Below are 25,275 nucleotides of genomic sequence, written 5' to 3'. Positions count from 1 at the left end.
ACGGTCGTCGCCCCCTCCTACGGTCGTCGAGCGAGGGAGCGCCAGCGACCGACGCCGAGACGCCGTAAGCCGAAGTGAGGACCACCGTCGGGGGAAGATCCGGCCGGCAGCTGCCCTAGTTCACGTTGGTGGGGTCCGGTAGTGAGTCCGGCGGGTTGCTGTTCAGGTACTGGGGGAGCAGGCCTTCGTTGACGGCCTTGAACAGCTCCTTGTTCGCGGCGTCGTCGAGGTAGACGACGGACTGGTCACCCTCCATGCCGGTGCCGTTGGTGGGCACGGTGAAGAAGGTGACGTTGCCGGTCTTGATGCCGCGCAGCTCCCACGCGAGGTCGCGCATCACCGAGGGGGTGAAGCTGGCGTCCACGGTGGTGTTGCTGGTGATGGCGTTCAGGACGTCGGCGAGCATCAGCGGGTCGGTGATCGAGAGGCTGTCGACGGTCTGCGCCATGAGCTGGCGCAGGAAGTTCTGCTGCCGCTTGATCCGGTCAAAGTCGCCGTTGGGCAAGGACTTTCGGGTTCGTACGTACTCCAGGGCCTGCTCGCCGTTCATTTTCACCTGGCCCTGGCCGGGCTCGTGCAGCGAGACCCCACCGAGGGCGTCGGTGAGATCCTTGAAGCCCTCCCAGTCGATCATCATCACGTGGTCGATGTGCACCTGCGAGTACTGCTCGACGGTCTGCAGGGCGAGGTCGGGGCCGCCATATGAGAAGGCCGCGTTGATCTTGTCGTTGCCGCTGCGGCCGGGGATGTTCACCCAGGAGTCGCGGGGAAAGGACATCAGGTAGACCCGTGATCGATCCGAGGGGATGTGCACCATCATGATCGTGTCGGAGCGCATCGAGCCTGCGTCCCAGGTGTCGGCGGCGACCAGCTCCGCGATGGACTTCCCGCTGGTGGCGTCGGCGCCGAGCAGCAGGATGTTCACCGGCGGCGGGCCGCTCTGGCCCGGGGGAGCCGACGCCTTGGGCACCCGGTCCTTGTCGTCAAGCTTGCTGACGTAGGTGTCGACGTCCGAGAGCTTGGAGTTCAGGTAGAAGGCGAATCCGACCACCGAGCCGACAAGCAGTCCGATCAGCACCAGGAACGTGGTCAGCACCTTGTGCCGAGCGAAGAAGCCCTTGCGCTTGCCGTCCGACGCGCGATCGTCCGCCGATTCGTCGGTGCCGCCGATCTCGTCGAGCCGCAGGTTGTCGGCTTCGTCGTCGTACTGGCCTCGTGCCATGGGTGATGGACCTCGTCTCGGCGGCTCGCGTGCTCATCGCGGCCTAGGACACTGTATGGGGAGCGGATGTCGGGCGTCGGGGACTGTCAGCAGTATCGCACCGCGGCCGCGCCTCGCCGGTCAACTGGGGCAATCCCGGTAGTGTCCAGGAGAACGACCGTCTGATCCAGTGCCACAGCGAGGACGACCATGAAGAAGAGATGGGTGCCGATCGCCCTTGCCGCTTTCGTCATCGTCGACATCGTCCTGGTGTATCTGGCCTTCCGGCACACGCGCAGTGGTGATGCCGCCAGCGCGGAGACGCAGAGCGCCACCACGTCGGCCGGGCCGGACGACGCCACCAGCCCCACTGGAGGCGGGTCGCCGAGCGCTGCGGGGACGCCGTCCGCGAACGGGCTTGCGTTGGTGTCGATGGGATCCGACAACAGCGTCCTTCGGGCCACGACGGGCTCCTGCGAGGGCGGGCCGCCTGCGGTACTCGAGGTCTCGACGGACGGGGGGCAGACCTTCGAGACGGTCGCTGGCACGACGCCGGGCATCCTGCGCGTGATCGCGAAGTCGCAAGCGAACCTGCAATATGTCGGCGCCGACCACGAGTGCAAGCCTGCTCTCTATCAGTCGGTGGACGGGGGAGAGACCTGGTCGAAGGGCCCCTCTGAGGGCACCTGGCATCTCGCGCCGGAGGGCGACGGGCTGATTGGCCCGGACGGTCCGGTCGATCCGGGCTGCCAGCCGGTGTCGTTGTCGGTGCTGAGCCGGGACGCCGTCTTCATCGCGTGCGAGGACGACACCGTGCGATCGACCGCCGACGCGGGCGCGGAGTGGCAGACCGCGGGCACTCTCGCCGACATCGCGAGCGTGTCCTTCTTGAGCAGCCGCAATGGTTACGCGCTCTCCGTGGGGGAGCAGTGCGGAGCCGAGGTGTCCCGGACGACGGACGGTGGCGTCACCTGGAGCCCGGTCGGCTGCATCCAGGGCACGACGCCGCAGGCGCTGGACGCGATCGGCCAGCTCGTCGTCGCGACGGTCGATGGTCAGGCTCATCTGAGCTCGGACGGCGGCGCAACGTGGAACTAGGGCGGGCGGCGCAACGCCGGGCGAGCGGGCGGTCATATCGTGGGAACTGGTACAGGATGTGCCTGATCCTCAGGGATCAGTGCGATGAGGTGAAGTGGGGTTAGGGACGGCGGTGTGACGTGGAGTTAGGGCCGGTGGTGGATCCGGTGCGTCAGGACAGCGACGTGTTCGACGTGCTGATGGTCTGCACCGCGAACATCTGCCGGTCACCCGGCGCGGAGCGTCTGCTGGCGCTTGAGCTCTCCCAGCGCGACCTGTCCGACGCGCTGCGCATCAGGATCCGGTCTGCCGGTGTCCGCGGCTGGGATGCCTCCCCGATGGACCCCGACGCGGCCGCAGCCCTAGAGGGTCTCGGTGGGCTGTCCGAGGATTTCTCGTCGCGGCCATTGAACGACCGCATCGTCAGTGACGGGAGCCTGATCCTGACGGCGACCAAGGAGCACCGCAGCGAGCTGGTGGAGCGGTTCCCGCGCGGGCTGCGGCGCACGTTCACGATGAAGGAGTTCGCGCACCTGGTCTCGCTCGACTCGAAGGAGTACGAGTCGGCCAGGGAACTGGTGGCTGCAGCCTACAGGCACCGCGGCGGCGCCGAGATTACCGACTTCGACGTGGTCGACCCCTACGGCGGCACCACCGAGCAGCACCAGGTCGCGATGGCCGAGATCCACGAATGCATGAAGGTCCTTGCCGACGCCCTCTCCCGCTGCACCTACCCCTAACCCCACGCCCGTCGAACGAGAACCCCACGGTCGTCGGGCGAAACCCCACGGTCGTCGAGCGAGCGAGGCACGAGCGACGCCGAGACGCCGCAGGCCAACAACGTCCGCAACCAGGCCATTAACGGTCGTCGAGCGAGCGAGGCACGAGCGACGCCGAGACGCCGCGAGCCGGCAGCTACTCGCCGGACTCCTTCGCCAGGAAGTCGCCGACCGAACGGCGCCTGCGCGCCGGAGGCTGAGAGTTCGCGCCCGACCGGGCGGAGGCGGAGGCCTCGGCCCGCTCTGGGCGGGTGTCGGACAGCCCCGAGCGGGCGATAGCCCGCTCGAACTGGGTGGAGCGACCGGCGTGGGCCGGCTGCTCGACGGGAGGGACGTCGACGGCGGGCTGCTCGTCGGTGGGGTACTCGTCCTCCAGCGCGAGATCCTCGCGGTTGGGCATCCGAGGATGCCCCACGACGGCGTCGTGCGCAGGCTCAAGCATCTCCGGCGCCGGCTCGGCTGCGCGCGGCTTCTCCTCGTCGGCAGAACTGGCGCGACGCTTTGAGCGGGTGAACGCGGCGTCGTCGATGACCTCGGCGTCGTCGCTGGGTGCATACCCGTATCCGTATCCGTACCCGTACCCGTACCCGTAGCCGCCGCGTCCCTTGCTGGGGGTGCGGTTGAAAACGGTGCCGAGCAGCTCGGCGTCGACGGAATGCAGCCGTTCGACGGCAGCGGAGACCTGGTCACGGGTGGTCTTGCCGTGGCGGACGACGAGAATCGCGCCGTCGGCCTGGCGCGAGAGAACCGCGGCATCGGCGACCGGCAGCAGCGGGGGAGCGTCGATGAGGACGACGTCGTAGTGACGGCGCAGCCGCTCGAGGACGGTCCCCATCTGCCGCGACTGCAGGAGCTCAGCGGGGTTGGGCGGGATCGCGCCGGAGGAGATGACGTGCAGTCCGTCCTCACCCCAGGGCTGGATCGCGTCGTCGAGGTCAACCTTTCCGATGAGGACGGTCGTCAGACCGACCTTGCTCTCGAGACCCAGGTACTCGGAGGTCTTGGGACGTCGCAGATCACCCTCGATGAGCACCGTGCGCTGACCGGCCTGGGCGAGGGTGATGGCGAGGTTCACCGCGGTGGTCGACTTGCCGTCGCCGGGCAGCGGCGAGGTCATGATGAAGACCTTGCTGGCGCTGTCGACGTCGATGAACTGCAGGTTGGTCCGCAGCACGCGGAAGGCCTCGGCACGCGGCGCGTGCGAGTCGAGCTGGGTGACCAGTGGCCGCGTCGCGGCCTTGGGGTCGTAGAAGACGCTGCCCAGGTTGGCCGCGCCGGACGCCTCGCGGAGCGCGTCGGTGTTCTTGACCGTGTTGTCGAGCATCTCTCGTAGTATGGCGAGGCCGATGCCGACGAGAAGGCCGAGGATCGCGGCGAGTCCGAAGTTGCGCAGCGGCTGAGGGCTGACCGCGGTGGTGGGCACGGTGGGCGGGTCGACGATGGTCGCCTTGATCGGGGCGTTCTCCGCACCCGGCGTCGTCTCGAGCTCGCTGACGAAGACGGTGAACTCCTGCGCGATTGCCTCGGCGAGCTTCTGCGCCTGCTGCGGATCGGAGTCCTGCACGGTGACGTTGAGGATCACAGTCTCGGGGACGACGGTGGCGCTCACCCGACTCGCGAGGGAGGACGCCGACTCATCGAGGTCAAGCTTGTCCACGACTCGCTGGGCGATCTGCTTGCCCTTGATGAGGTCCGCGTACGACGACACGCGCTGCTGCGAGAAGAGCCCGCCTTGGTACGACGCCGAACCGCCATCAGACTGGGGCGTCGAGACAAAGAGCGAGGCCGTGGACTGGTACTGCGGGGTGGCCCGCAAGGTCACCAGGGCCGCCGCCGCGATCGCGATGAGGACGCAGGAGACGATCAGAAGCCACTGCTGCCGAATGATCCGCAGATAGTCGCGAAGTTCCACCAGACCGCCTTCGGGCATTCGAGGTCAAGACAATGTGAAGAGTATTCCAGGTCGGACGCCGGAGCGATACACGGTCGTCGTAGTTGTTCTGTGACCTAGTTCGATGTTCAATGACTCGCTAAGGAGTCCTCATCTACGTAAGATACGTGTTTGCGTGAAGAAGTGGTATCTGGCCGGGCACAGTCTGGCCGGAGTTGCCCCTTGCCCTTGCTCCACGAAAGAAGCTTCGGCCTATGGTGCCTGGAAATATCAGCACGATCCTACGCCGCAACCGTGTCGTCACGCTCGTCGTGTTCGACGCGGTCATGTGGCTGGCTGCCTCGGGGATCGCTGCGCTCGTCCGCCTCGAGCTTAACCCGGAGGCGATCTCCTGGCGCCGGGTTGGTTTCATCGCGCTCCTGCTGATCGCGATCTACTTGTTGGTCGGCAGGTTCGTGCGACTCCATCAGGGCCGCGCGACACTTGCCACCGTCGACGAGACCGTTCTGCTCAGCGGTGTGGCTCTCATCAGCGGTGCCGTCGTCTTCTTCGCCAACTTCTTCTGGCAGCTGATCCCGCGGAGCGTTCCGATCCTCACGACGCTGCTCGCGCTCGTGCTCATGATCCTGGGGCGATCCACCTACCGGGCGATGACGTTCACCGACGACCTCCGTGCGGCCTCACAACGTGACACTCGAGTGGTCGTGATCGGCGCGGGCAACGCCGGCCGACAGGTCATCGGCTCGATGCTGCGGACGCCGACCAGCCCGTGGCTACCGGTCGCGCTGCTGGACGACGACAAAGCGAAACGACATCTCAAGATCAGCGGAGTTCCCGTAAAAGGCCGAATCGACGATCTCGTCGAGGTGGCTGATGAGGTGGATGCGCGGATGGTCATCGTCGCCGTCCCCTCGGCGGACCGCGAGCTCTTCCAGCGGGTCTCGGCCATCGCCCAACCGGCTGGTCTGGACGTGAAGGTGTTGCCGTCGGTCAACGAGCTCTTCCGCGGCCAGGTCGGCATTCGGGATCTGCGAGACATCAACGTGGACGACGTCCTTGGCCGGAAGCAGATCGATACCGACCTTCGCTCGATCGCGGACTATATCGACGGAAAGCGTGTCCTGGTAACGGGCGCGGGCGGGTCGATCGGGTCCGAGTTGTGCCGACAGATCAGTGCCTTCAGCCCGGCGCAGTTGCTGATGCTCGACCGCGACGAGTCTGCGCTGCATTCGGTGCAGCTGAGCATCTATGGGCACGGCATGCTCGATTCGCCAGACATGCTGCTGTGCGACATCCGCGAAGCGGACGTTCTTGATGCGATCTTCGATGATCGGCGTCCCGAGGTCGTCTTTCACGCTGCCGCGCTCAAGCACCTCCCGATGCTCGAGCAGTATCCGGCCGAGGGCGTGAAGACCAACATCCTGGGTACGCTCAACGTACTCAACGCAGCCAACCGGGTAGGCGTGGAGCGGTTCGTCAACATCTCGACCGACAAGGCGGCCAACCCGGAAAGCGTTCTCGGGTATACGAAGAGGATCGCCGAAGGACTCACAGCCCACATGGCGGGCGTAGCCGACGGCACCTACATCAGCGTGCGGTTCGGCAATGTGCTGGGCAGCCGAGGTTCGGTGTTGGAGACTTTCGCGCGACAGATCGCCGAGGGTGGGCCGGTCACCGTCACTCACCCCGACGTGACGCGCTACTTCATGACCATCCCTGAGGCGGTTCAACTCGTTATCCAGGCCGCAGCCGTAGGCTCAGAAGGCGAGGCCCTCGTGCTCGACATGGGTGATCCGATCAGAATCGACTACGTCGCGAGGCAGTTGATAGCGCTGTCCGGTGAGCCGATCGAGATCAAGTACACGGGACTACGCGGTGGCGAGAAGCTACACGAAGACTTGGTCGGCCTCCAGGAGACAGTACGCCGGGATAGACACCCCTTGATCTCGCACGTCGAAGTCCCGTTCGTAGATCCTCAGGTGGCCAGCTGGATACTGGCTGAACGGCCCAACGATTTGTCGCTGTCCCTCCAGAGTGTCTGCGAACAGATGACTCGTGACAGAGGTGAGTCGGCGCGTGTCTGAGGCTGAACGCATTTACCTTTCGTCGCCGGACGTAGGCGATGACGAACGTGCGGCTCTACTCCGGGCAGTCGATGGCGGCTGGATTGCCCCACTCGGACCTGAGGTCGACGCGTTCGAGAGAGAACTCGCTGCGAGGTGCGGACGAGGACACGCAGTGGCGCTGAGTTCAGGAACCGCAGCCCTCCACTTGGCACTGCTCGAGGCAGGTGCGCGACCTGGCCGCATTGTGATCGTGCCGACGATGACGTTCGTGGCCACAGCGAACGCGGCGCATTACACAGGCGCCCAGGTCGTGTTCGTAGACTGCGAGCCCGAGACGGGAAATCTCTCGCCTGAACTACTGCAGGTTGCCATCGAGACGCTACGGGCCGAAGGAGAAGACATCGCTGCGGTGGTTCCGGTCGATCTGCTTGGGCGATGCGCTGACTATTCACGCCTCGAGCCGCTGGCAGCGCACTACCGGATTCCGCTCGTATCCGACGCGGCAGAGTCCTTGGGCGCCAATCATCGCGGCAAACCAGCCGGCTCATTCGGGCAGAGCGCGGTGCTCTCGTTCAATGGCAACAAGATCATCACGACGAGTGGCGGTGGCGCCCTTGTAACTGATGACGAGGTGCTAGCGGAACGAGTTCGGTACCTGAGTACGCAAGCACGCCAACCAGCGCGCCATTACGAGCACTCGGAGATCGGCTTCAACTACCGAATGAGCAATTTGCTCGCCGCTCTCGGACGGGCGCAGCTCAGCCGACTCGAATCGATGATGGCGACACGACGGGCGCACCGAGAGCACTACGCCGAACTCTTCGCACAGGCTCCCGGTATCGAGATCTTTCAGCGTGACGGCGATCTCTCTGACAACTGCTGGCTAACCGCGATACTGGTGGATGAGAGCGTGGAGAGGTGGGACGCCGACGAGATCGTGAGCTCATTCGCCGCCGCCGGACTTGAGACGCGCCCGCTGTGGAAACCTATGCATCTCCAGCCGGTGTTCCGCGGCCGACGCTCATTCACTGATGGGAGCGCAGAACGGCTGTTCCGGACTGGGATCACAATGCCAAGCGGATCGGCCCTTACCCCAACGGAGCTCAATCGCATCGACGATGCCGTTATGGAGTTGCTGAAGCGATGAGACTGGCAGTTACCCCCACTCGAAGTGCTTCGGCCGTCGTAAACTGTCGTCCGCTTCGCAGGGGTACTGCCCCGCGTCCACCAAGCGGTTCGAACGCCATGTTCTCATTCGGTGTCCACCGGCGTGTCAGCCGGGTGCGCAAGTTCGGTAGATTCTCGGCGATACACGAACGCGTCCGAACTAATGCCTGGCCGCGGCGGGGAATAGCCGCGTGTGGGATTGGCGACCTATTTGCAGATGGGGTGGCGGTCTGGACCAAGTGCTTGAGGTTGTCTGTAGCGGGGCCAACCTTTTTCGTGACTGCGATGGGATTCGTGAAGGAGGTTACCGCACGATGAAGCGCGTGGCGAAGTTGTCGCGTTCCGCGAGGAGTGTCGACGAGAACGGCGTTGCGGAGAAGCGGCGGACGGTTCTGTTTGGTGTTACAGCACCGGAGACTGCTCTCGCGTTCCTCGACGGGCAACTCGCGTTCCTCTCCGCTAATGGTCTCGCGACTCACCTGGCGAGCAGCGCGGATGCTCAACTCAGGGAGATGGCACGACAGAACTCGGCCGTCGTCCACCACATCCCGATCGAGAGGTCTCCGTCATTCTTAGCAGATTTCCGTGCGCTCCTTCGCGTGATCGCCGTAGTACGGCGGGTCCGCCCCGATGTGTCTGTAATGGGGACGCCGAAAATGGGCCTACTCGGGTCGATAGCATGTCGCGTGTCGGGGGTTCCTCGACGGGTCTATCTGCTTCATGGTCTACGATATGAGGGGCTTTCCGGCGCTGGCCGTCAGTTGCTGATCCTAATCGAGCGCCTTGTTTGCCTTCTTTCCACCGATGTCGTCGCCGTGAGCCCCAGCGTTCGTAACCGTGTGATCGCAGATCGCCTTGCGCCTGCCGCCAAGGTTCAGGTCCTCGGCTATGGGTCGGCGAACGGAGTAGACGTTGAGGCTTTCCGTCCGGCCGAGGCGAGCGAAAAGCGAGAGGCTCGCGCAAAGTTAGGCATACCGCATCACCTGCCCGTCGTCCTGTTTGTTGGGCGCCTAAACCGCGACAAGGGTCTGCGGGCATTAGTTGCTGTGGCTAAGCGATTAGCCCTCACGAAGTCGGCAACCCTCGCCGTCGCTGGAGCGTTAGAGCCCTACGATCGAGCGGACATTGTACAGATTCAGGTGCTTTTGTCGACGCCGAGCGTCGCCTACTTGGGTCGGCGTGACGACGTCGCCGACGTTTTCCGTGCAAGTGACCTGTTGATCCTCCCGACGCGGCGGGAAGGTCTGCCGACGGTGGTGCTTGAGGCTGCCGCCTGTGGCCTACCGGTGATTGCGTCTGCGGCGACTGGAACCGTCGACGCGGTGATCGATGGAGTCACCGGATGGACTGTACCGCAGGGTAACGATCAAGAATTTGCAGCCCGGGTGTCTGCGTGGCTTGAGCGCGACATTGATCAGGATCGAGCCGCCGGTCGGGCCGGAAGGCAGATGATAATCGACAGATTCGTGCGCGAGAGGGTTTGGACGAAGTGGCGAGAGTTCTTAGAGCTGCGCGAAGGCGCATAGCCTCGGCGACGAGGATGCGCCGCCCAGGCAGATCTGCCGACGAGACCGACGGCATCCGCGTCGTAGCGATTTTGGAGGCACGTGGGTGGGTGGCGGAGGGGCGAGTCCTCGGGCGACAGCGCGCATCGGCCCTGGATTGTGTGGCTGATGTGTCTCATCTGACTCTGGTGTTACGTGGGTGCACGGACGAGTCGGGTGGCCAGCCCGTTGTCGACGGGGCGAAAGACTTTGTTGCGGTGCGAGGTCTAGGATCGCTGGCCCGAGCCTTGGGGGCGCTCAGCCTGGCGAAGGCGGTAATTATCTACGAACCAAGCTTCTTCGGTTCGCTTCTTGCGCCTGTGGCCGTGCTCCTTCGACGCCGATTGGTGTGCGTGGTCGTCGGCGATCCGATGGCTGCGCTGGCCGAAGACGTAATCCCCGGGCTAAGAGGTAAAGCTATTCGAACCGTGGTGACGGCAGCTATGACCTGGGCGCTGAAACGCGCGTCTGTCGTGAGATATGTAACCAGCTCCTACCTGCAGACTCGGTATCCCTCGCCAGACTATGTCCGACAGTTCGCAATCACGGACGGCATATCTCGCCGGGGCCGGGCTGTTCTGACGCCGACGGCCGGGCGGCGCTTAAAGGTTCTGACGGTAGGAAGCCTAGATCGCCCCTACAAGGGTGTTGCGGATCTAATAGTCGCCCTCGAGGCGACGTCAGAAGTGACGGGAGTCGAGATCGAATTGCGTGTAGCTGGCTCAGGTCGACTGGCCGACGATCTCCTTGAGACCAGCGGCGCAGGAATCGAAGTGGTCGCGCTCGGGCAACTGGATGAGACGGAGCTTACGGACGCGTACCTCGATGCAGATCTTTTTGTACTTGCATCGTGGGCAGAGGGAATGCCGAGAGCACTGATAGAAGCGATGTCGGTCGGTCTTCCGTGTGTCGCTACGTCGGTTGGTGGTGTGCCGGAGGTACTTCCGAGTCACGCGATAGCACGGCCGAGAAATACGCCCGAGCTAGTGGCTGTCCTGAGCGTATTCGTCGCGGACCTGGACTTCCGACGAAGAGAAGGCGCCCGAAATTGGGGGGTCGCACATGACTTGCTTCAGTCTGCCAGGTCCGAAGAGAAGGCTTTCGCCGCAGAGGTAGTCAAGTGAATCGACCCATTCGAATCACGCACGTTCTTGGCATACTCGAGACTGGTGGCACAGAATTGCGAATGCGCGACTTGGTTGGCTGCCTAGCAGCCAAAGGGCTCGAGGCTGACTTTGTGACCCTATCTGGAAAGGAAGGGAGCCTCGCCGACTCATTTCGCGCAATTGGCGCCACAGTGTCGCCACTGCGAGCAGGGCCGCTGTTTCCCTTGAAGCTCTTTCTTCACCTCCGGGCTACGAGACCGCACGCAATCCAATCCCATGTCGCGACATTCTCGGGGCTGATCCTCTCGGTAGCTCGTCTCGCTGGAGTTCGTGTCCGAATCGCGCACTTTCACAGCGACGGCGATGGGAGACCATCATCGATACGGCGAAGGCTCTATCGCGCGGTTATGAGGCAACTCATCTATTGGAACGCGACAAACATTGTCGGTGTTTCTCCGTCGGCGCTGAGCGAGGGCTACTCAAAGCATCTGTCCCAGGACAACAGGGCACTAGTGATACCGAACGGATTCGTGCCATCCCGTAGTCGTTACGAACCGCTTCCGGAAGTGTCGGCAAGAATCTTCCTTTCACTAGGCCGGGCGTCGTCGGAAAAGAATCTCTCACGGATGCCCGCGGTTCTCGCGGCCTATAGAGATAGGCACGGCCCTGCGACGCTGCGTATCGTGGGGCCGAGAGACATCCAAATCGATTGCGCCGTCCTAGAAAGAGCGACTCATTTGGATGTCAAAGGATACGTTGCCTTCAGTGGCCCGACGTCTGACATCGGGGATGAATTGGCGGGGGCATCGGCGCTTCTCTTAACGTCTGTGCGGGAAGGCCTTCCCTCCGTTGTAATTGAGGCTGCGGCAATTGGTCTTCCGGTGGTTAGTTCAGACATCGCAGGTTCGCGCTGGATCGCGAGTTGGTTTCCGTGGGTCCACTGCGTTTCGTTGGCCGCCGACGATCAGGAATGGGCCGATGCCCTAGAGAAGGCTTTGTCGGCCCGCCCACCTCTTGAAGTAGCATTGCGTACTTTCCAAGCCTCGCCATTCTCCATGGATCAGTTCGCTCAGTCGTTCACGCGCTTGTACACGATTGATTCGACTGGCCACTTTGGATGAGGTTGCTCCGCTAGAGCGGTCAGGCCCTCCCGCAGATCACGCGCCGGGTGCGGGTGGTCGCATGGCGCGATGCACATGCGTCGCGACGAAGCAGCTCGACACTAAGATCAGCGCAGCCATTGCAAACTGAGCGGAGGGCATACGCGACAGATAGGCGGCAATGCTGCACACGAGTCCCACCGCGGCGCAGCCTGCCGGCCAACCCAGCGACGCTAGCACCTCCTGCCGACGGCCCTCAAGGACTCGAAGGAACGTCATAGTTGTCAAGCCGATAAGTAACGCGACCGCGCCCCCGGCGGCGCCCCACCGGGGGATCAGAACGAGGCATAGCACCACGTTCACGACTGCCCCGACCGTCGTACTTACAAGGAGAGTCGCGGTTCGGAGATCGGACATCAGGACGACACCAATGAGATTGGAGATGGTATTCATAACCGCCGCTAAGAGGGTCATTGGGACGAGGGCGTAGGCGCGAGAAAAGTTCGGGGAGATGACCCAGTCAAAGAGAAGAGCCACGATGACCGTGGACGCGGCTCCTACGAGCAGAACTCCCGCCACCAGCCACTGTAGGAAGGAAGCTCGCCGCCTTCTTGAATCAGGCTCGCCGTGCTCCGAGTAGACCAGTTCCTGCCATGCGTAGACGATAACCGTCGATGTGAGAGTGACGGCGAATCCAAATCGGTCAGCAACGGCGAACAGACCATTAGCCGTTTGGTCATCGAACTTGACCAACGCAAACCTAGTAAAGCCCGTGAGGAGCCAATATGCTGTTGAAGCTAGGCACAGGGGCAAGGAAAACCTAAGAAGTCTACGCTGAAGTGCTTGATCGCGTGCAGACCACTCAAGCATTCTGAGCGGTCTCATAACTATAGCGATGGTTCCTATCTGAACCGCGTTGCCAACTGTCATTCCAATAAAGATTCCACTGATCCCGAGCTCTGTCCAGTTGAGTAACGCCACTGAGGCGCAGGCGCCCACTAGGGTGTTGACAACTCCGGAGAGCACGAACAGGGTGTTTCGCAGCTCCGCCCGCGCCAAGTATCCCAGAAAGTACTGAATGGATAGAGACGAACCGTAAAGGAATAGCGTTAGTGGCGCAGGAGCATTCCAGGCGACAAATAGAGTCGTCGAGATTGTCACAAAGATCGAAGCACCGATCCCCATGAGTATCAAGCCGTTCGTAACTAGTGCGGTTGGGCTCGCCAAATCGAAATAATAACGATAGATCCCGTCCCAGACCTGGAAGAAGGCAATTGGGGCGGCAAAGTTTATGAGCGTCATCCAAAGGTCGTACTCGCCGTACTGGGCTGGACTAAGCATTCGCACATAGATCGGCAATAGGGCTAGCCCGAGAAGCCGCGACGCAGCGGTTCCCAAGAGAAAAATCAGTGCAGTGGATCCGAATCGCCGAGCGACACCTGTCATCAAGCTCTCAACTTCCAAGAGTTGGCAAATCGGATGGTGATAGATAGTTGTCAGTGGTTACTGGTCCGGCTGCCCGCGTAGACGGTCCAGAAATGAACACAGCTCGCTCTGTGGAAGGGAGACCAGCGTTCTCTTCATTCCGTCTCCGACGTGATACAGGGCCTATTATTGAGAGGCCGAGAGCAAGTAGGAGTCCGGTTAATAGAATGGGCAATTCCTGGTTCGAAGGCTGACGCACGTGTTGGATCAGTGCCAAGAAGATCACACCCGACGCCAGGAGTCGCGCTGTGTCTTGGCGGTCAGATGAATCGATCCGCCGAAGAATGAATCCGAAGAGTCCGAAGACGAGGACCACACCCGGGGTGCGCCAGTTTCGATAGGCCTCGGCAACTGCAGAGTAGCCAATTTGATACGTGTCAACCCGCTGAACGATCTCGCTTCCAGGCACGCGGGGGTCCTGCAGAGCACCAGCGCGAGGTAGCCCGGCCAACCGCTCCCCAGTCCTTATAATCGTCGCGACATACGTGATCCCCCAGAGGGGTTCCTCGTCAAGCCTGTGGTTGTAATTCAGGTTCTCGATGAGGGGTCGGATTGAGCCGCCCATCTCCGTGATAGCGGCTAACGGGTTTAGCGCATCCGCTCCAATCTGCGCACGCGCGAGGCCGTCGACCCGATAGAACCCGACCAGCGACACACAAACTAGACCGAATGCGCCCACGCCTAGGGCAACGCGGCGCTTCGGAAGTGGTCGCAAGCGGATCGCGACCAGTAGCATTGCCACCGCGGTGTACATGATGAGACTGCGAGCGCCCGTGCTCAACGCCCAGGACCCGAAGACAACAACTGCGATCATTCCAAGTGTCCGAGTTCGGGACGCCTGTGCGGTCGCAAGTAGTAGAGCACCCAAGGCCACTGATAGTGCACCGATCGTCTCCACGCCAACGGACGATGCGGTCTCCACAAACTTCATGCGGCTGATGCCCGTCAACGCTGCAGTGTTGGTCAGAGCAAGATACACCACAGTAAGTGCCGTGCCGCCGACAGTCAGGGCTGCCCCGATAGGGCCCTCGGATCCAAACCGGGTAGGTTTCGAAGAGGTTTCCACGCGGCGGCTGGAGGCGAGCGCGGTGTACCCGGCTCCCACCGCCGCCGTGGCGAGTGTGGCTAGGTAGGTCGCCTCAACTCGAAATGAGTGTCGACCAAACCAGGACGTCACGTATGCGGAATTCACCCCCGCGCCCGAGTATCCGAAGCCGAGCGGGATCGCTAATCCGAGATGGAATAGCGCCAGGATCACCAGATACCAGAATCCCATGCTCCAGACGCCGAAGCGGCTGGAGCGAACGACTGAGAGCATGACGAGCACAAGGACGGCTGTCGCGACCGCTGCCATCGTCGTCAAGCTCGACCTAAGAAGCGGGTCCCTACCAAGCAACAGAAGACCGAGAATCGCCAATGGCATCAGTCGAATTTGCCGCACTTTGAAAGACTACCCGACGGCGGCGTGGACGCATTCGCTGCGGCTCGACCCGGTGGGAGACGGGTGTCGTCACTGGACGCGGTGGATACCGCCTAGCGGCAGTTCCTTGCTCTGACGCAAGCACCGCGAACTGATCGAATGCAGGAGCGCCGGCGGGCCGGGGGGGGCGCGTTGCACACATCGTCGGTTTAGATAGGTTTCGCCGGGACTCCAGCTACTGTGGTTCCCGGAGACACGTCGCGCGTCACTACCGCGCCGGCGGCCACGGTGGCACAGTCGCCGATACTTACCCCCGACAGAACGATTGCCTGTGCGGCTACCCAGACCTTGCGCCCAATGGTCACTGGCTTCTGCCGAAATGCCAAGTGGGAGAGGGGTACTGACCTATCGTGGTCCGCGTCACGTATCGTGACATATTCCGCAATCTTGCTACCGGTTCCCACTCCGATTCTGTCTCGCGCGACAATCACGGTGCCCTTGCCAACAAAGCGGCTCATCGCATTCGAGGGTGTAGGTGTTGTCTGAATCCTCCTGCTTCGAGCAGACTCCTGGCGATGTAGTTCGTGAGGTTGCGGAAGCCCAGAGCCGAGCCGCGCAGGTGCTCGAGCCGCCCGTTGATGGCCTCTGTCGGTCCATTGCTGGTGCCTGGTCGGTCGAAGAACGCGAGGACGTCGAGGGCGCGTTGCTTGAGGGTGCGGCCGAGCTTGCGGATCTCGACGAGCGCGGCTGGGACGCCGCTACTGACCGCCTCGATCACGGTTCGCATCATCTGCTTCGCCTTCTTCTTGTCGGGCTCGCGGTAGCCCGCGACGATTCGCTGGTAGATGCCCCAGGTCGCTTCGACTTCGACATGCTCGTCGACCGCGAACACAGCGTTGAGACGGGCGGTCTGCTTCTCGGTGAGCAGGCTGGCACCGGTGTGCAGGGTCCGACGTGCCTTATACAGCGGGTCGCCGGCGCGTCCTCGACGCCCGCGCGTGTCCTGATGGACGCGCTGCCGGCACCGGTCCAGGGCGTCGCCGGCCAGGCGGACGACATGGAACGGGTCCATCACCGGGACCGCGTCGGGCAGTTCTTCCGCAGCGGCGGTCTTGAACCCGCTGAACCCGTCCATCGCGACCACCTCGATCCCGTCCCGCCACTGCTTCGGGCAGCCGTTCAGCCACTGCTTGAAAACGGCCTTCGACCATGTCCAGCAACCGCGCCGGGCCCGTCTTGTCCCGGACCGGGGTGAGGTCGATGATCACCGTGACGTACTTGTCACCCAGCCGCGTGTGTCGCCACACGTGCTCGTCGACGCCGATCGTGGTGACCCCGTCGAACCGGGCGGGGTCGTCGATCAGCCTCCGCCTACCCTCAGCGATGATCGCGCTGTTCGCGGTATGCCAGGACACCCCGAGACCGGCCGCCACGCGGGTCACCGTGAGGTGATCCACGACGATCGCTGTCAGCGCCCAGCCGAGCCCGCCACGAGAGATCTTCGCCCGCGGCGGTGCGGCCGCCGAGGTGTCCTGCCGCCACGTGCGCCGGCAGTGTGCGCACCGGTAGCGACGCACCCGAACCTGCAGGACCGTGGGCCTGTGCCCGAATGGCTCATGCGCGAGCCGGCGGACCACCGTGTCCCGCGGTACACCCTCCGCACCACACTCACGACACCACGGATCGTCCTCCATGACGCGACACTCAATCACCGCCCGATCCGCCTCGAGTCGCTGCCCGACAGCCTCAAGGCCAAGCTCGTCGAGGCGGCAGAACGTAGTGAGGCAGGGCGCGGCGAAGGTAGCGTTGAGCATGTCGAGGTCTTCCGGATGGTGCGTGTAGGAACCTCCATCCTCGGAAGAACTCGACCCCTACCCCCGCACCGACGCGCCGATCCCGCTCACCCCACCGCTACACCCTGGATTGTGAAGAGCCAACAAAGTCAGCATCAATCACGAGCGAGGCCCCCGGCGCAGTTGCGATAGTCACGCCGTCGCCTATCGCACAGGCTCGAATGACGCATGTCGAACCAGGCGCTACATAGATGTCGCACCCCGCGCCGATGCGGACTGTTCCTTCAAAGCGGAGTCCGGTGTAAGCCGCCTGTAGCCACAGGGTGCTCACCCGCGATCGAGCCATACGATTCACTCGGCGACAGCCCCGGACCAGTTTGCGCATCACGCTCGATATGAACCCCCCTCGTGCCCACCTGACTGAGATGGCGCTCAGGCCACAGACAGATACCGGTCCTGCGGCTCATTCTCCGGGACTCTGTCGGCGCAATGATCGTACGCGGTCAAACGCCACTTTACTCCAGCGCGCGAGCCATGCTGTGACCGGCGAACAATTGAACCGAGATGCGATTTCTCGCGTTCGAAGTCGATGCACTCGAGCGATTTTCCCGTAGGCGCCGATAAGCCGGAATCGACGCCATCCGTGAAGACCTCGGGATGCTTCGACCATGTAGGTTGTGAAACCCTCGAACGAATTGATTGCGTTCTCTTCGGCGCTGCGTGTTAGCCCCCCAGGCTGGTATTCGGCGTAGTAGATGACCACCGGATACCAGCGGACCACGTATCCGGCGTCGGCGATTCGGTTCCACACCACGGCCTCATGCATGAACTTTTCATTCGAGTACACAGGAAACGGGAACTCTCGAAGGATATTCGTGCGGTAAGCTTCGGCGGCCAAGTCTCCACGTAGCCCATATTGCAGCCGGTCGCGATGGGAGGACTCAACGAACTCTCTGGGGAAACGCTCAAGGCGTGGTGGGTTTCCGAGATTCTTGAGCCCCGACACCCCTGCGAGATTTGGCCTACCAATCGTATCCTGGGCCCACGTGGTTACGAGCTCCACTGCGTTGGTGGCGAGCCAGTCATCGGAATCGACAATCATCGAGAAGTCGCCCAGCGCTTGAGACACGGCGAGATTCACCGCGACATGCTTGCCTTCGTTGAGCTTCCGAAAGTAACGCAAGTCGATTATCTCGTCTCGCTGCCACTCCCTAAGCAAACCAGTGGTGTCGTCAGTCGAACCGTCATCAATAACGACCCACTCGAAGTCTCTGCTCGTCTGGCGACAGAGTGAGGCATACAACCGCGGCAATGTGGATCTGCGGTTGAAGGTTGCCGTGATAATTGTCAGCATAAGGAATCCGAGAGGGAGAGGAAGTCCGCTCTAAGCGATTGGTCAATCGCTAAGTAAAGACATCGAAATTGAACGGAGATCATCCTTCGATGCCTGCGAACTCGTCATGAGGGCGACCACACCGACTCTGCAGCACTCGCGAGCGCTGCCACCTTCAATCAACGAGTAGTCAGCAGGCCGATCTGTCAAGACCTTTCTCATCACGGCTACTTTACGGGTGCTCATAGCGATGAATGGCCACACCACCCGAAGACGCGAACGCCGCGGGTAGGTGAGTCAAGAACAACCGCCACCTGGCGAACTGCAGCCAGCAAACTGCTAGTTCGTGATGCCATGCGTCCGCCGACGACGGCAATTGGTGCTTTCGCCACCATCATGTCCTTTCGCGAGCGCAAGCCATTCTAATTCCGCCGAGATCCTGCGTTGCCTCAACCGGCCACAAGTCCCTTGCTTGATGACGCTACCATGTTCCCACGCACGGCGGGGGCAAGGCCACACTCGGCTAATTGCGTGTGTACCTGAAAAGTGCCTCGCGTTCACGGAGCTGCTGGCGGAATGCTCCGCGTGCCGGTTGTCGGTAACTGGAAAGTCTGGCCGCCCGGCACCAGCGACTTTAGTATGAACTCGTTTATTAACGTATACTTCACGCCTGCGATTTCTACGAATGCGCCCGTATATGGAGGAAACCAGAATGCTCGAATCTGCCGATCTATATCGTCGCCTTCGGAAAATTGTTTCATCTCTTCCGTCTGGGCGCGAGATACGTACCGTCCTCCTAGGTTCTCGATGGCGCGCAAACTCCCCTCCTTTGCCACCCGATTTAGGGTCTTTCGGTATAGGCCGAGCATGAAGGCCTGACTTGTGGCCTCAAGGCTTGCAGCTGTCTCGCTCTCGCTATCGATACTGAACTCGAACGCATCAATTATACCGCCGGTGTCGATGTCTTTATCGACGTAATGCGCGGTAACAGACCAGCGGTCCAGACGGTTAAGGATTGCCAAGTTGTAACCTGCAGTCCCTCTATACTCCGGTAGGGGAGCGGGGTGAAAGTTGATAATCCCATACTTGGGGTAACCGAGCAGCGGCTGTTTGATCTTCCGCCAGTATACGAACGAGGTCGCTACGTCGCATTCCAGCGTCCCGGTGGTGATGCGATGATAGACGTCCTCCAGAGTGAACAGTGGCAGCCCCAGTTCTGTCGCCCGCTTAGCCGTGGAGGAGTTAGCAATATGGTTGTCGGTCACCACGCCAACAACTTCGAAGCCGCTCTCGACGCACCACTGAAGCGCATTCGCTGCAGCCTTTTCCGGCCGAGAAAGAGCACTTTCACTTGGCGGTCCCTTCGAAATACTTCGCTGTTGCGCACCCCTCTTGTGCTATTCCTTGTCGTTGCAGGACCTTTAGAACGGTGCGGCCGAGGATTCTGACGTCTAGCGCAAGGGACCAATTATCCACATACCAGACGTCGAGATCGAACTTCTGATCCCACGAGATAGCATTTCTGCCGTTGACCTGCGCCCATCCGGTAACACCGGGCCGCACTTCGTGTCTCCTTGCCTGGAACTCCGAATAGAGGGGCAGGTACTGCATCAGGAGTGGACGTGGGCCAACTAGGCTCATCTCGCCTCGGAGCACGTTAAACAACTCCGGAAGCTCGTCTAGTGAGGTGGATCGGAGCCATGCCCCAAACTTGGTGAGCCGCTCATCATCAGACAGCAATTGTCCGTCGGCATCGGCGGCGTCACACATCGTTCGGAACTTGAGGATCTGGAACGGCCGACCGTGAAGTCCCGGGCGCATCTGCCTGAAAAGAACAGGAGATCCGGTGGTCAGCCTGACTGCGACTGCAATTGCCAGAAAGAGTGGGGACAGAACAACGACGCCGGTGCCTGCCACTGTTACATCGCCTAAACGCTTCACGGTTCTTTGCACACACGTCATTGAACCATGCCAGCGGGCGGACCTGCCCAGATGTGCAGGCCGCCCACGGGGACGAGTCGCTGCACCTTGGCCCGTCATGCGCGATGCCGTGAAATTCAACAGCAAGATTGTGGAAGCGGAACAGGCACCCGACCTGATTCTCAGTCCTCGGGCTAACCGGCCTCGATGGGCGCGAGTCTCTTCTCCTTCGCGGCGTTGTCGCCGGCCGCGCCGACCTTGTGCCCAAGTGGAGTCCAGCAGAGTGGTGTACGACGAGTAGCTCGGTGAGCGCGTCTGCAACGTAGTCCCGGCCACCGGGTGGATCCTTCGAGTGATCTCTCACAACCGACTCGAAGAAGGACACACCGATGACCGCTGGACCCAGTATCGACCCTGCTCGTTTCCTGACCGAGCAGCTGGACCAGGCAAGCCCTGACCTGCTGCGTAAACCGGCCGCCTTTCTCGGAAACTTGGCCGACCCGTTGCGGTATTGTTCGAACAGATGTACGAATCAATTAGAACGCGAGGAGGTGGCACTGTGGACAACGAACACACCGGCAATCTCCTCACCCCCGCTATGCCCGTCGACCCGATGGTGGAGGCCGACCAGTCGGTGGTCATCGACCGGAGCGCGGCGCGCGAGGAACGAGCGACGCCGAGCGCAGCGGAGATGCCCGCAGCTGACTCTGGAGTCTCCGCGGCAGAGACTTCTGGAGTCTCCGCAGCGGACGCCGACTGGGCGACTGCGGCAGCCGGGTCGCCGGGTGACGCGGAGCGCCTGTGGCTGGCCAGCAACTCCGCTCGCGAGCTTGACGCGAACATCGATGAAGCGTTCGCGTACGTCCAGCGGGGTTTCGAGAAGCTGCTGGAGATCGGCGAGGCCGGGGAACTGGGCGCGTTGGGTCCGGATCGGTTGATCCGGATGGCCCAGCGCTTGGAGGCGCACCGCACCCGCCTGATCATGATCGACTCATTTGTGATCGAGGCCGCGACCGAGGTCAAGTCCCTAGTAGTGGTGTAGTGCTGCGTTCCTTCTTCTGGGGTTAGGCGGTGAGGGCGGGCAGTTGATCAGCTCCGATCTCGGTGTCGTTGTCGGGGACGATGTTGACGCGGCAGCGGGACAGGAGGTCGAGTCCGAGGTAGCGGCGTCCTTCGGCCCATTCGTCGGTCTGCTCGGCCAGCACGGCGCCGACGAGTCGGATGATGGCCTCGCGGGTGGGAAAGATCCCGACGGCGTCGGTGCGGCGGCGGATCTCGCGGTTGAGTCGCTCGGCGGGGTTGTTGGACCAGACCTGGGTCCACACGTCCTTGGGGAACTCGGTGAACGCGAGGATGTCGGCGCGCGCGGTGTCGAGGTGGTCGTGGACCTCGGGCAGCTTGCCGTCTACGTAGTCAAGGAGCCGCTCGAACTGGGCGTGCACCGCGGAACGGTCGGGCTGGTCGTAGACGCTGTGCAGCATTGCCTTGACCGCTGGCCACATCGACTTCGGTGTGACCGACATCAGGTTGGCGGCGTAGTGGGTGCGGCACCGCTGCCAGCTCGCGCCGGGCAGGTTTGCTGCGATCGCCTCCACGAGACCGGCATGCGCATCGCTGGTCACCAGTCGGACACCGCTCAGTCCGCGGGCGGTCAGGTCGGCGAAGAACTCATTCCATGCTGCCCCGGTTTCAGATGTGGCCACTCGCAGGCCGAGGACCTCGCGGTGCCCGTCGCCGTTGACGCCGGTCGCCAGCAGCACCACGGCGTTGATCACCCGGCCGCCCTCGCGGACCTTCATCGTCAACGCGTCGGCGGCGAGGAACGTGAACGGCCCGGCCGCACCCAGCGGGCGGTGCCGGAAGTCCTCGACCGTGGCATCCAATTCGGCGGCCATCCGGGAGACCTGTGACTTCGACAGCGAATCGATCCCGAGGGTCTTGACCAGCTTGTCCATCCGTCGAGTCGAGACGCCGGCGAGGTAGCAGTCGGCCACCACCGTGATCAGCGCGGATTCCGAGCGCTTGCGGCGCTCCAGGAGCCACTCAGGAAAGTAGGTGCCCTTCCTGAGCTTGGGGATCGCCACGTCGATCGTGCCGACCCGGGTGTCTAACGGACGGCGACGGTAGCCGTTGCGCTGCGTCGTCCGACCCGGATCAGGGCGGCCGTACTCGGCGCCGACCACCGCGTCGGCATCCGCGGACAGCAGCGCGTTGATGATCGTTTGCAGCAGCGAACGCATCAGATCCGGACTCGCTACGGCCAGGGCCTCACCCAGCAGGCCGGCAGGGTCGACAATGTGTGGTGCGGTCATCGTGATGACTCCGTTCGAGGGTGCTGTGAGAGGTTCACTCGAAGGATCACGCGGTGGCCGCATCTACGTCTGCCGTACACGCCGGCGACGATCCCGGCGACCGCGCTACACCACTATGCGGGACTCAACTCACCTTCAACACCCGGCACGTCACCGAGACCGGGAACCCCTGCTCGGCCAACTCCTGGACACACCGGAACATCATTTTGGGAGGACGTTCTCCCTGGCGAAGTACGCACTCGCGCGTTTGAGGATCTCGATCTCGGTCTCCAGGACCCGGTTGCGGCGTCGCAACTCAGTTCCCGCTTCTCGGCCGACGTCAGCCCCTCGGCCCGACCCGAATCGATCGCGTCGGTCTCCATCCACCGACGCAGGCACGACTCGCTGACCCCAAAATCCTTCGCGACCCGCGCAACGGGCTCACCCGCAGCGACCAGATCCAAAGCACGACGCCGGAACTCCGGCGGCTTGGCAGCAGGCATCTCCAAGACTCCTTCCCGAGGCAATCACACCCCAGAATCGGTGTCCGGAAAAGTGGGGCAGGCTCTGACTCGCCGGGGCGGTTCACCGCCGGCTGGGACGAATGGTACGACAACAGGCGCCTGCACGGCTCTCTTCGGATGATGACCCCAGTAGAGTTCGAACAGGCCCACTGCGCGGCACTCAACCGGCAGCGCATATAGGAGCGGCGGAAAACCTGGGCCAGTTCAGAAACCACTGGGTGAGGAATAGCAGTCTCACCCAGCAACGCTACAGTATGAGCGTCTGTAGACCGCCGCACGAAGGAGACCTGGTGGCGCCTCCGTTGACGTTTCTCTTCACATCAGTGGGGCGCCGAGTGGAACTACTGCGTCACTTTCAGCACTACGTCGAGGATCACCCTGGCCGACTGCGGATCTTAGGTACTGAGATCGACGTGTTCTCGCCAGCGGCCCAGCTGTTGGGCGACGCGATTCGCCTCGTGCCGCGGTCTGACGATCCGTCGTATTCATCAGCGATTGCGGACCTATGCGAGTCTGAGCAGGTCGATGCAGTATTCCCTCTCATCGATCCGGACATAGCAGTGCTAGGTGGTTCGACCAGTAGAATTCCGCTGCGTTCGGTGGCTTCAAACGAGGCTCCGATGGTGTCGGACAAGTGGCTCACGTACACCTGGCTGCGATCGCACGATATCCCGACTCCCCGTACATGGATACCCGGCTCAGATGACTTGCCTGATCCGACTGACCTGCCACTTTTCATGAAGCCCCGGAGGGGCAGTGGCGGCGTAGATGCGTTCGTGGTTCGTGATGCTGATGCGCTTCGATTCTTTACCGGCTATATCGAACAACCAATCGTGCAGGAGTTGCTTAAAGGGCCCGAAGTTACGGTCGACGTCCTGGTTGGTCGCCAGGGTGAAGTGCTGGCCAGCGCTCAACGGCAACGCCTAGCAACGCGCGGAGGCGAAGTGGTTCGAGGAGTTCTGGTCGACGATCCCCAGATCAGTGAGATGACAAGCGCGGTAGTGGATGCGCTCAAACCCACCGGGCCAGTGACCGTCCAAGGCATGTATGACGACGTTGGTCAGTTTCGAGTGACCGAGATTAACGCTCGCATGGGTGGCGGTCTCCCATTGGCGATTGCTGCCGGGATACCTGTCGCAGAGTTGCTCGTTCGTAGTTACCTTTTCGAGGAAGCGCGACCACTTGAGCCCCTAGATGTCGGCCTACACATGGTGCGCTTCGATGAGTCGCTGTTTTATCGGCCATGATCCAATCCCGCCCGCAAGTAGACGCGGTCATTCTGGACCTTGATGACACGCTGATCCGAGAACGTGACTACGTGAGCAGTGGCTACGAGGCTGTCGCAAAGACTCTTGAAGGACTGCTCGACACGCCAGCGCGGACACTCGTGTGCAGGCTCGAAGCAATATTCGACTCCCCGGACCGTGCCCGGGCGTTTGACGCAGTCCTTGCCCCATTCGGACGTGAGGATCTTGTAGCGCAATGCGTCGAGACCTATCGCTCTCACAAACCTAATGTCGAGTTGAAGGCATCTGCTCAGGTACTACTGGAACAACTATCCGGCGTCGTCGCTTTAGGCGTCGTAACGGACGGGCCGCTCGTCATGCAGGAGGCAAAGGTAGCGGCGCTACAGTTACGTGAGCGCGGCCTTAAAGTAGTTTGCACCGACTCGCTCGGCGGTCGTGATGCCTGGAAGCCTTCGCCCATCGGTCTGATCGAGGTGTTTCGGCAACTTGAGGTGCGGCCCGACCGGGCCGTATACGTCGCAGACAACCCTCATAAGGACTTCTTAGCGGCAAGCAGGGCCGGAACTCACTCGGTGCGCCTTCAAGAGAAAGGCCAGCTTCACGTCGACTGCGCGGCCCCGGCCGGAGGAGAGCCAGAATTCGTGGTTCAAGATCTTCTTTCGATTCTCGACTTCGTCCAGATATAGCGCCGCGCGGCAACCCTGCAGCCGCTTGATTGGTCGGCCCCGAAGCCACACTCAGGTGCCAGCAGGTGCTGGACCATGATGCCGACCAGAGCCCATGCTAGCCCGCCCCGGGAGATCTTCGCCCGCAGCTCGGCCGCGGCAGTGGTGTCCTGACGCCACACACGCGAGCACTCCGCGCACCGGTACCGGCACACCGTGACCAGCAGGGTGGTGGGGTGCCATCCGAGCGGCGCGTGCGCGAACCGGCGGACGCCGGTGTCCCTGGCTACGCCTTGGCAGCCGCAGCGGCGGCACCAGTCGTCCGGGTCGTCCACCCGGCAGGCGAGCACCGCCCGGTCGGGCTTGAGCAGCTGGGCGGTCACCTCCAGGCCGAGCGCGTCCAGCCGGGTGAAGGTCCTCAGGGCGGGTAGGCGAAGGTAGCAGCGTCAGGCACGTCGAGGTCTTTCGGATGGGCGGTGAGAACTCCCATCTTCGGAAGACCTCGACCGTCACCCAGCCAGCGACGCGCGGGCGAGCTCTACATCCTCAAATGCGAAGAGCCGGATTACCCCAAGGTCATGCCCATTCTCGATGCCCTGCACGACGACGAGCAGCCCCAATGCGCGACGGGACCTGAGGCGTAGTCATTCTTTCTGACTTCGTCCT

The 25,275-nt window shown here is 62.4% G+C and carries 20 protein-coding genes and 2 pseudogenes; 10 read left to right on the top strand and 12 right to left on the bottom strand.

Annotated elements, in window-relative coordinates; translation table 11 throughout:
• Positions 1-115: 115 nt before the first annotated feature.
• Positions 116-1,222, bottom strand: coding sequence for an LCP family protein (locus DAA40_RS10340; RefSeq protein ID WP_106849645.1), 1,107 nt, complete (start codon positions 1,220-1,222; stop codon positions 116-118).
• A gap of 189 nt (positions 1,223-1,411) precedes the next feature.
• On the opposite strand from DAA40_RS10340, the gene DAA40_RS10335 reads away from it, so the two are divergent.
• Entirely contained in the window at positions 1,412-2,299 is an 888-nt protein-coding gene (locus tag DAA40_RS10335; protein ID WP_106849644.1) for a hypothetical protein, read from the top strand.
• Positions 2,300-2,445: 146 nt separating this feature from the next.
• Complete coding sequence (locus DAA40_RS10330; protein WP_158716366.1) at positions 2,446-3,018, top strand: low molecular weight phosphatase family protein; 573 nt, start codon at positions 2,446-2,448, stop codon at positions 3,016-3,018.
• Between the two features lie 175 nt (positions 3,019-3,193).
• On the opposite strand, the gene DAA40_RS10325 is transcribed toward DAA40_RS10330, so the two are convergent.
• Positions 3,194-4,969: a polysaccharide biosynthesis tyrosine autokinase gene (locus tag DAA40_RS10325; RefSeq protein ID WP_106850124.1), complete on the bottom strand. Its 1,776-nt coding sequence runs from the start codon at positions 4,967-4,969 to the stop codon at positions 3,194-3,196.
• Between the two features lie 233 nt (positions 4,970-5,202).
• Here DAA40_RS10325 and DAA40_RS10320 point away from each other — a divergent pair, with 233 nt between their 5' ends.
• From DAA40_RS10320 to DAA40_RS17040, 5 genes are all read left to right on the top strand, one after another.
• Entirely contained in the window at positions 5,203-7,032 is a 1,830-nt protein-coding gene (locus tag DAA40_RS10320; RefSeq protein WP_199849697.1) for a nucleoside-diphosphate sugar epimerase/dehydratase, read from the top strand.
• The gene (locus DAA40_RS10315; protein WP_370430644.1) at positions 7,004-8,161 is read left to right on the top strand and encodes a DegT/DnrJ/EryC1/StrS family aminotransferase; all 1,158 of its coding nucleotides are present in this window, start codon (positions 7,004-7,006) and stop codon (positions 8,159-8,161) included. The genes DAA40_RS10320 and DAA40_RS10315 overlap by 29 nt, the downstream gene beginning before the upstream one ends.
• A 334-nt stretch (positions 8,162-8,495) precedes the next feature.
• Positions 8,496-9,707 carry a glycosyltransferase family 4 protein gene (locus DAA40_RS10310; RefSeq protein ID WP_106849642.1) on the top strand — a complete coding sequence of 404 codons (1,212 nt, stop codon included), beginning with the start codon at positions 8,496-8,498 and terminating at the stop codon, positions 9,705-9,707.
• Between the two features lie 266 nt (positions 9,708-9,973).
• Positions 9,974-10,849 (top strand): glycosyltransferase, encoded by an 876-nt coding sequence (locus DAA40_RS10305; RefSeq protein WP_158716365.1) that lies wholly within the window; start codon positions 9,974-9,976, stop codon positions 10,847-10,849.
• Positions 10,846-11,952 (top strand): glycosyltransferase, encoded by a 1,107-nt coding sequence (locus DAA40_RS17040; protein WP_370430643.1) that lies wholly within the window; start codon positions 10,846-10,848, stop codon positions 11,950-11,952. Before DAA40_RS10305 ends, DAA40_RS17040 begins: the two co-directional genes overlap by 4 nt.
• 36 nt (positions 11,953-11,988) lie before the next feature.
• Here DAA40_RS17040 and DAA40_RS10295 read toward each other — a convergent pair whose 3' ends face one another.
• From DAA40_RS10295 to DAA40_RS10265, 7 genes and pseudogenes are all read right to left on the bottom strand, one after another.
• Positions 11,989-13,377 (bottom strand): lipopolysaccharide biosynthesis protein, encoded by a 1,389-nt coding sequence (locus DAA40_RS10295; RefSeq protein WP_106849639.1) that lies wholly within the window; start codon positions 13,375-13,377, stop codon positions 11,989-11,991.
• 7 nt (positions 13,378-13,384) lie between these two features.
• Positions 13,385-14,839, bottom strand: coding sequence for an O-antigen polymerase (locus DAA40_RS10290; protein WP_106849638.1), 1,455 nt, complete (start codon positions 14,837-14,839; stop codon positions 13,385-13,387).
• 206 nt (positions 14,840-15,045) lie between these two features.
• Complete coding sequence (locus DAA40_RS10285) at positions 15,046-15,354, bottom strand: acyltransferase (protein WP_106849637.1); 309 nt, start codon at positions 15,352-15,354, stop codon at positions 15,046-15,048.
• Positions 15,351-16,650, bottom strand: a pseudogene (locus tag DAA40_RS10280) (ISL3 family transposase). Before DAA40_RS10280 ends, DAA40_RS10285 begins: the two are co-directional and overlap by 4 nt.
• 442 nt (positions 16,651-17,092) lie before the next feature.
• The gene (locus DAA40_RS10275) at positions 17,093-17,983 is read right to left on the bottom strand and encodes a glycosyltransferase family A protein (protein WP_106849636.1); all 891 of its coding nucleotides are present in this window, start codon (positions 17,981-17,983) and stop codon (positions 17,093-17,095) included.
• Between the two features lie 536 nt (positions 17,984-18,519).
• Positions 18,520-19,230 carry a formyltransferase family protein gene (locus tag DAA40_RS10270; protein WP_199849696.1) on the bottom strand — a complete coding sequence of 237 codons (711 nt, stop codon included), beginning with the start codon at positions 19,228-19,230 and terminating at the stop codon, positions 18,520-18,522.
• A 79-nt stretch (positions 19,231-19,309) separates the two neighbouring features.
• Positions 19,310-19,879, bottom strand: a complete 570-nt coding sequence (locus DAA40_RS10265; RefSeq protein ID WP_304529200.1) for a sugar transferase — start codon at positions 19,877-19,879, stop codon at positions 19,310-19,312.
• A gap of 562 nt (positions 19,880-20,441) precedes the next feature.
• Here DAA40_RS10265 and DAA40_RS10260 point away from each other — a divergent pair.
• Positions 20,442-20,924, top strand: a complete 483-nt coding sequence (locus tag DAA40_RS10260; protein WP_158716364.1) for a hypothetical protein — start codon at positions 20,442-20,444, stop codon at positions 20,922-20,924.
• Between the two features lie 22 nt (positions 20,925-20,946).
• On the opposite strand, the gene DAA40_RS10255 is transcribed toward DAA40_RS10260, so the two are convergent.
• Complete coding sequence (locus DAA40_RS10255) at positions 20,947-22,194, bottom strand: IS256 family transposase (RefSeq protein WP_106849632.1); 1,248 nt, start codon at positions 22,192-22,194, stop codon at positions 20,947-20,949.
• Between the two features lie 113 nt (positions 22,195-22,307).
• Positions 22,308-22,676, bottom strand: a complete 369-nt coding sequence (locus DAA40_RS17035) for a helix-turn-helix domain-containing protein (protein WP_106849631.1) — start codon at positions 22,674-22,676, stop codon at positions 22,308-22,310.
• A 311-nt stretch (positions 22,677-22,987) separates the two neighbouring features.
• Here DAA40_RS17035 and DAA40_RS10245 point away from each other — a divergent pair, with 311 nt between their 5' ends.
• Together DAA40_RS10245 and DAA40_RS10240 are read left to right on the top strand one after the other, a co-directional pair.
• Positions 22,988-23,944 (top strand): ATP-grasp domain-containing protein, encoded by a 957-nt coding sequence (locus tag DAA40_RS10245; protein ID WP_158716363.1) that lies wholly within the window; start codon positions 22,988-22,990, stop codon positions 23,942-23,944.
• The gene (locus DAA40_RS10240; protein ID WP_106849629.1) at positions 23,941-24,630 is read left to right on the top strand and encodes an HAD family hydrolase; all 690 of its coding nucleotides are present in this window, start codon (positions 23,941-23,943) and stop codon (positions 24,628-24,630) included. Before DAA40_RS10245 ends, DAA40_RS10240 begins: the two co-directional genes overlap by 4 nt.
• A gap of 62 nt (positions 24,631-24,692) precedes the next feature.
• Here the strand turns inward: DAA40_RS10240 and DAA40_RS10235 are convergent.
• Positions 24,693-25,031, bottom strand: a pseudogene (locus tag DAA40_RS10235) (ISL3 family transposase); the annotation flags it as partial.
• Between the last annotated feature and the right edge of the window lie 244 nt (positions 25,032-25,275).

It is taken from the genome of Blastococcus sp. Marseille-P5729 (assembly GCF_900292035.1).
GTDB lineage: Bacteria > Actinomycetota > Actinomycetes > Mycobacteriales > Antricoccaceae > Cumulibacter.
This window is presented reverse-complemented; position numbering and strand designations above follow the sequence as displayed.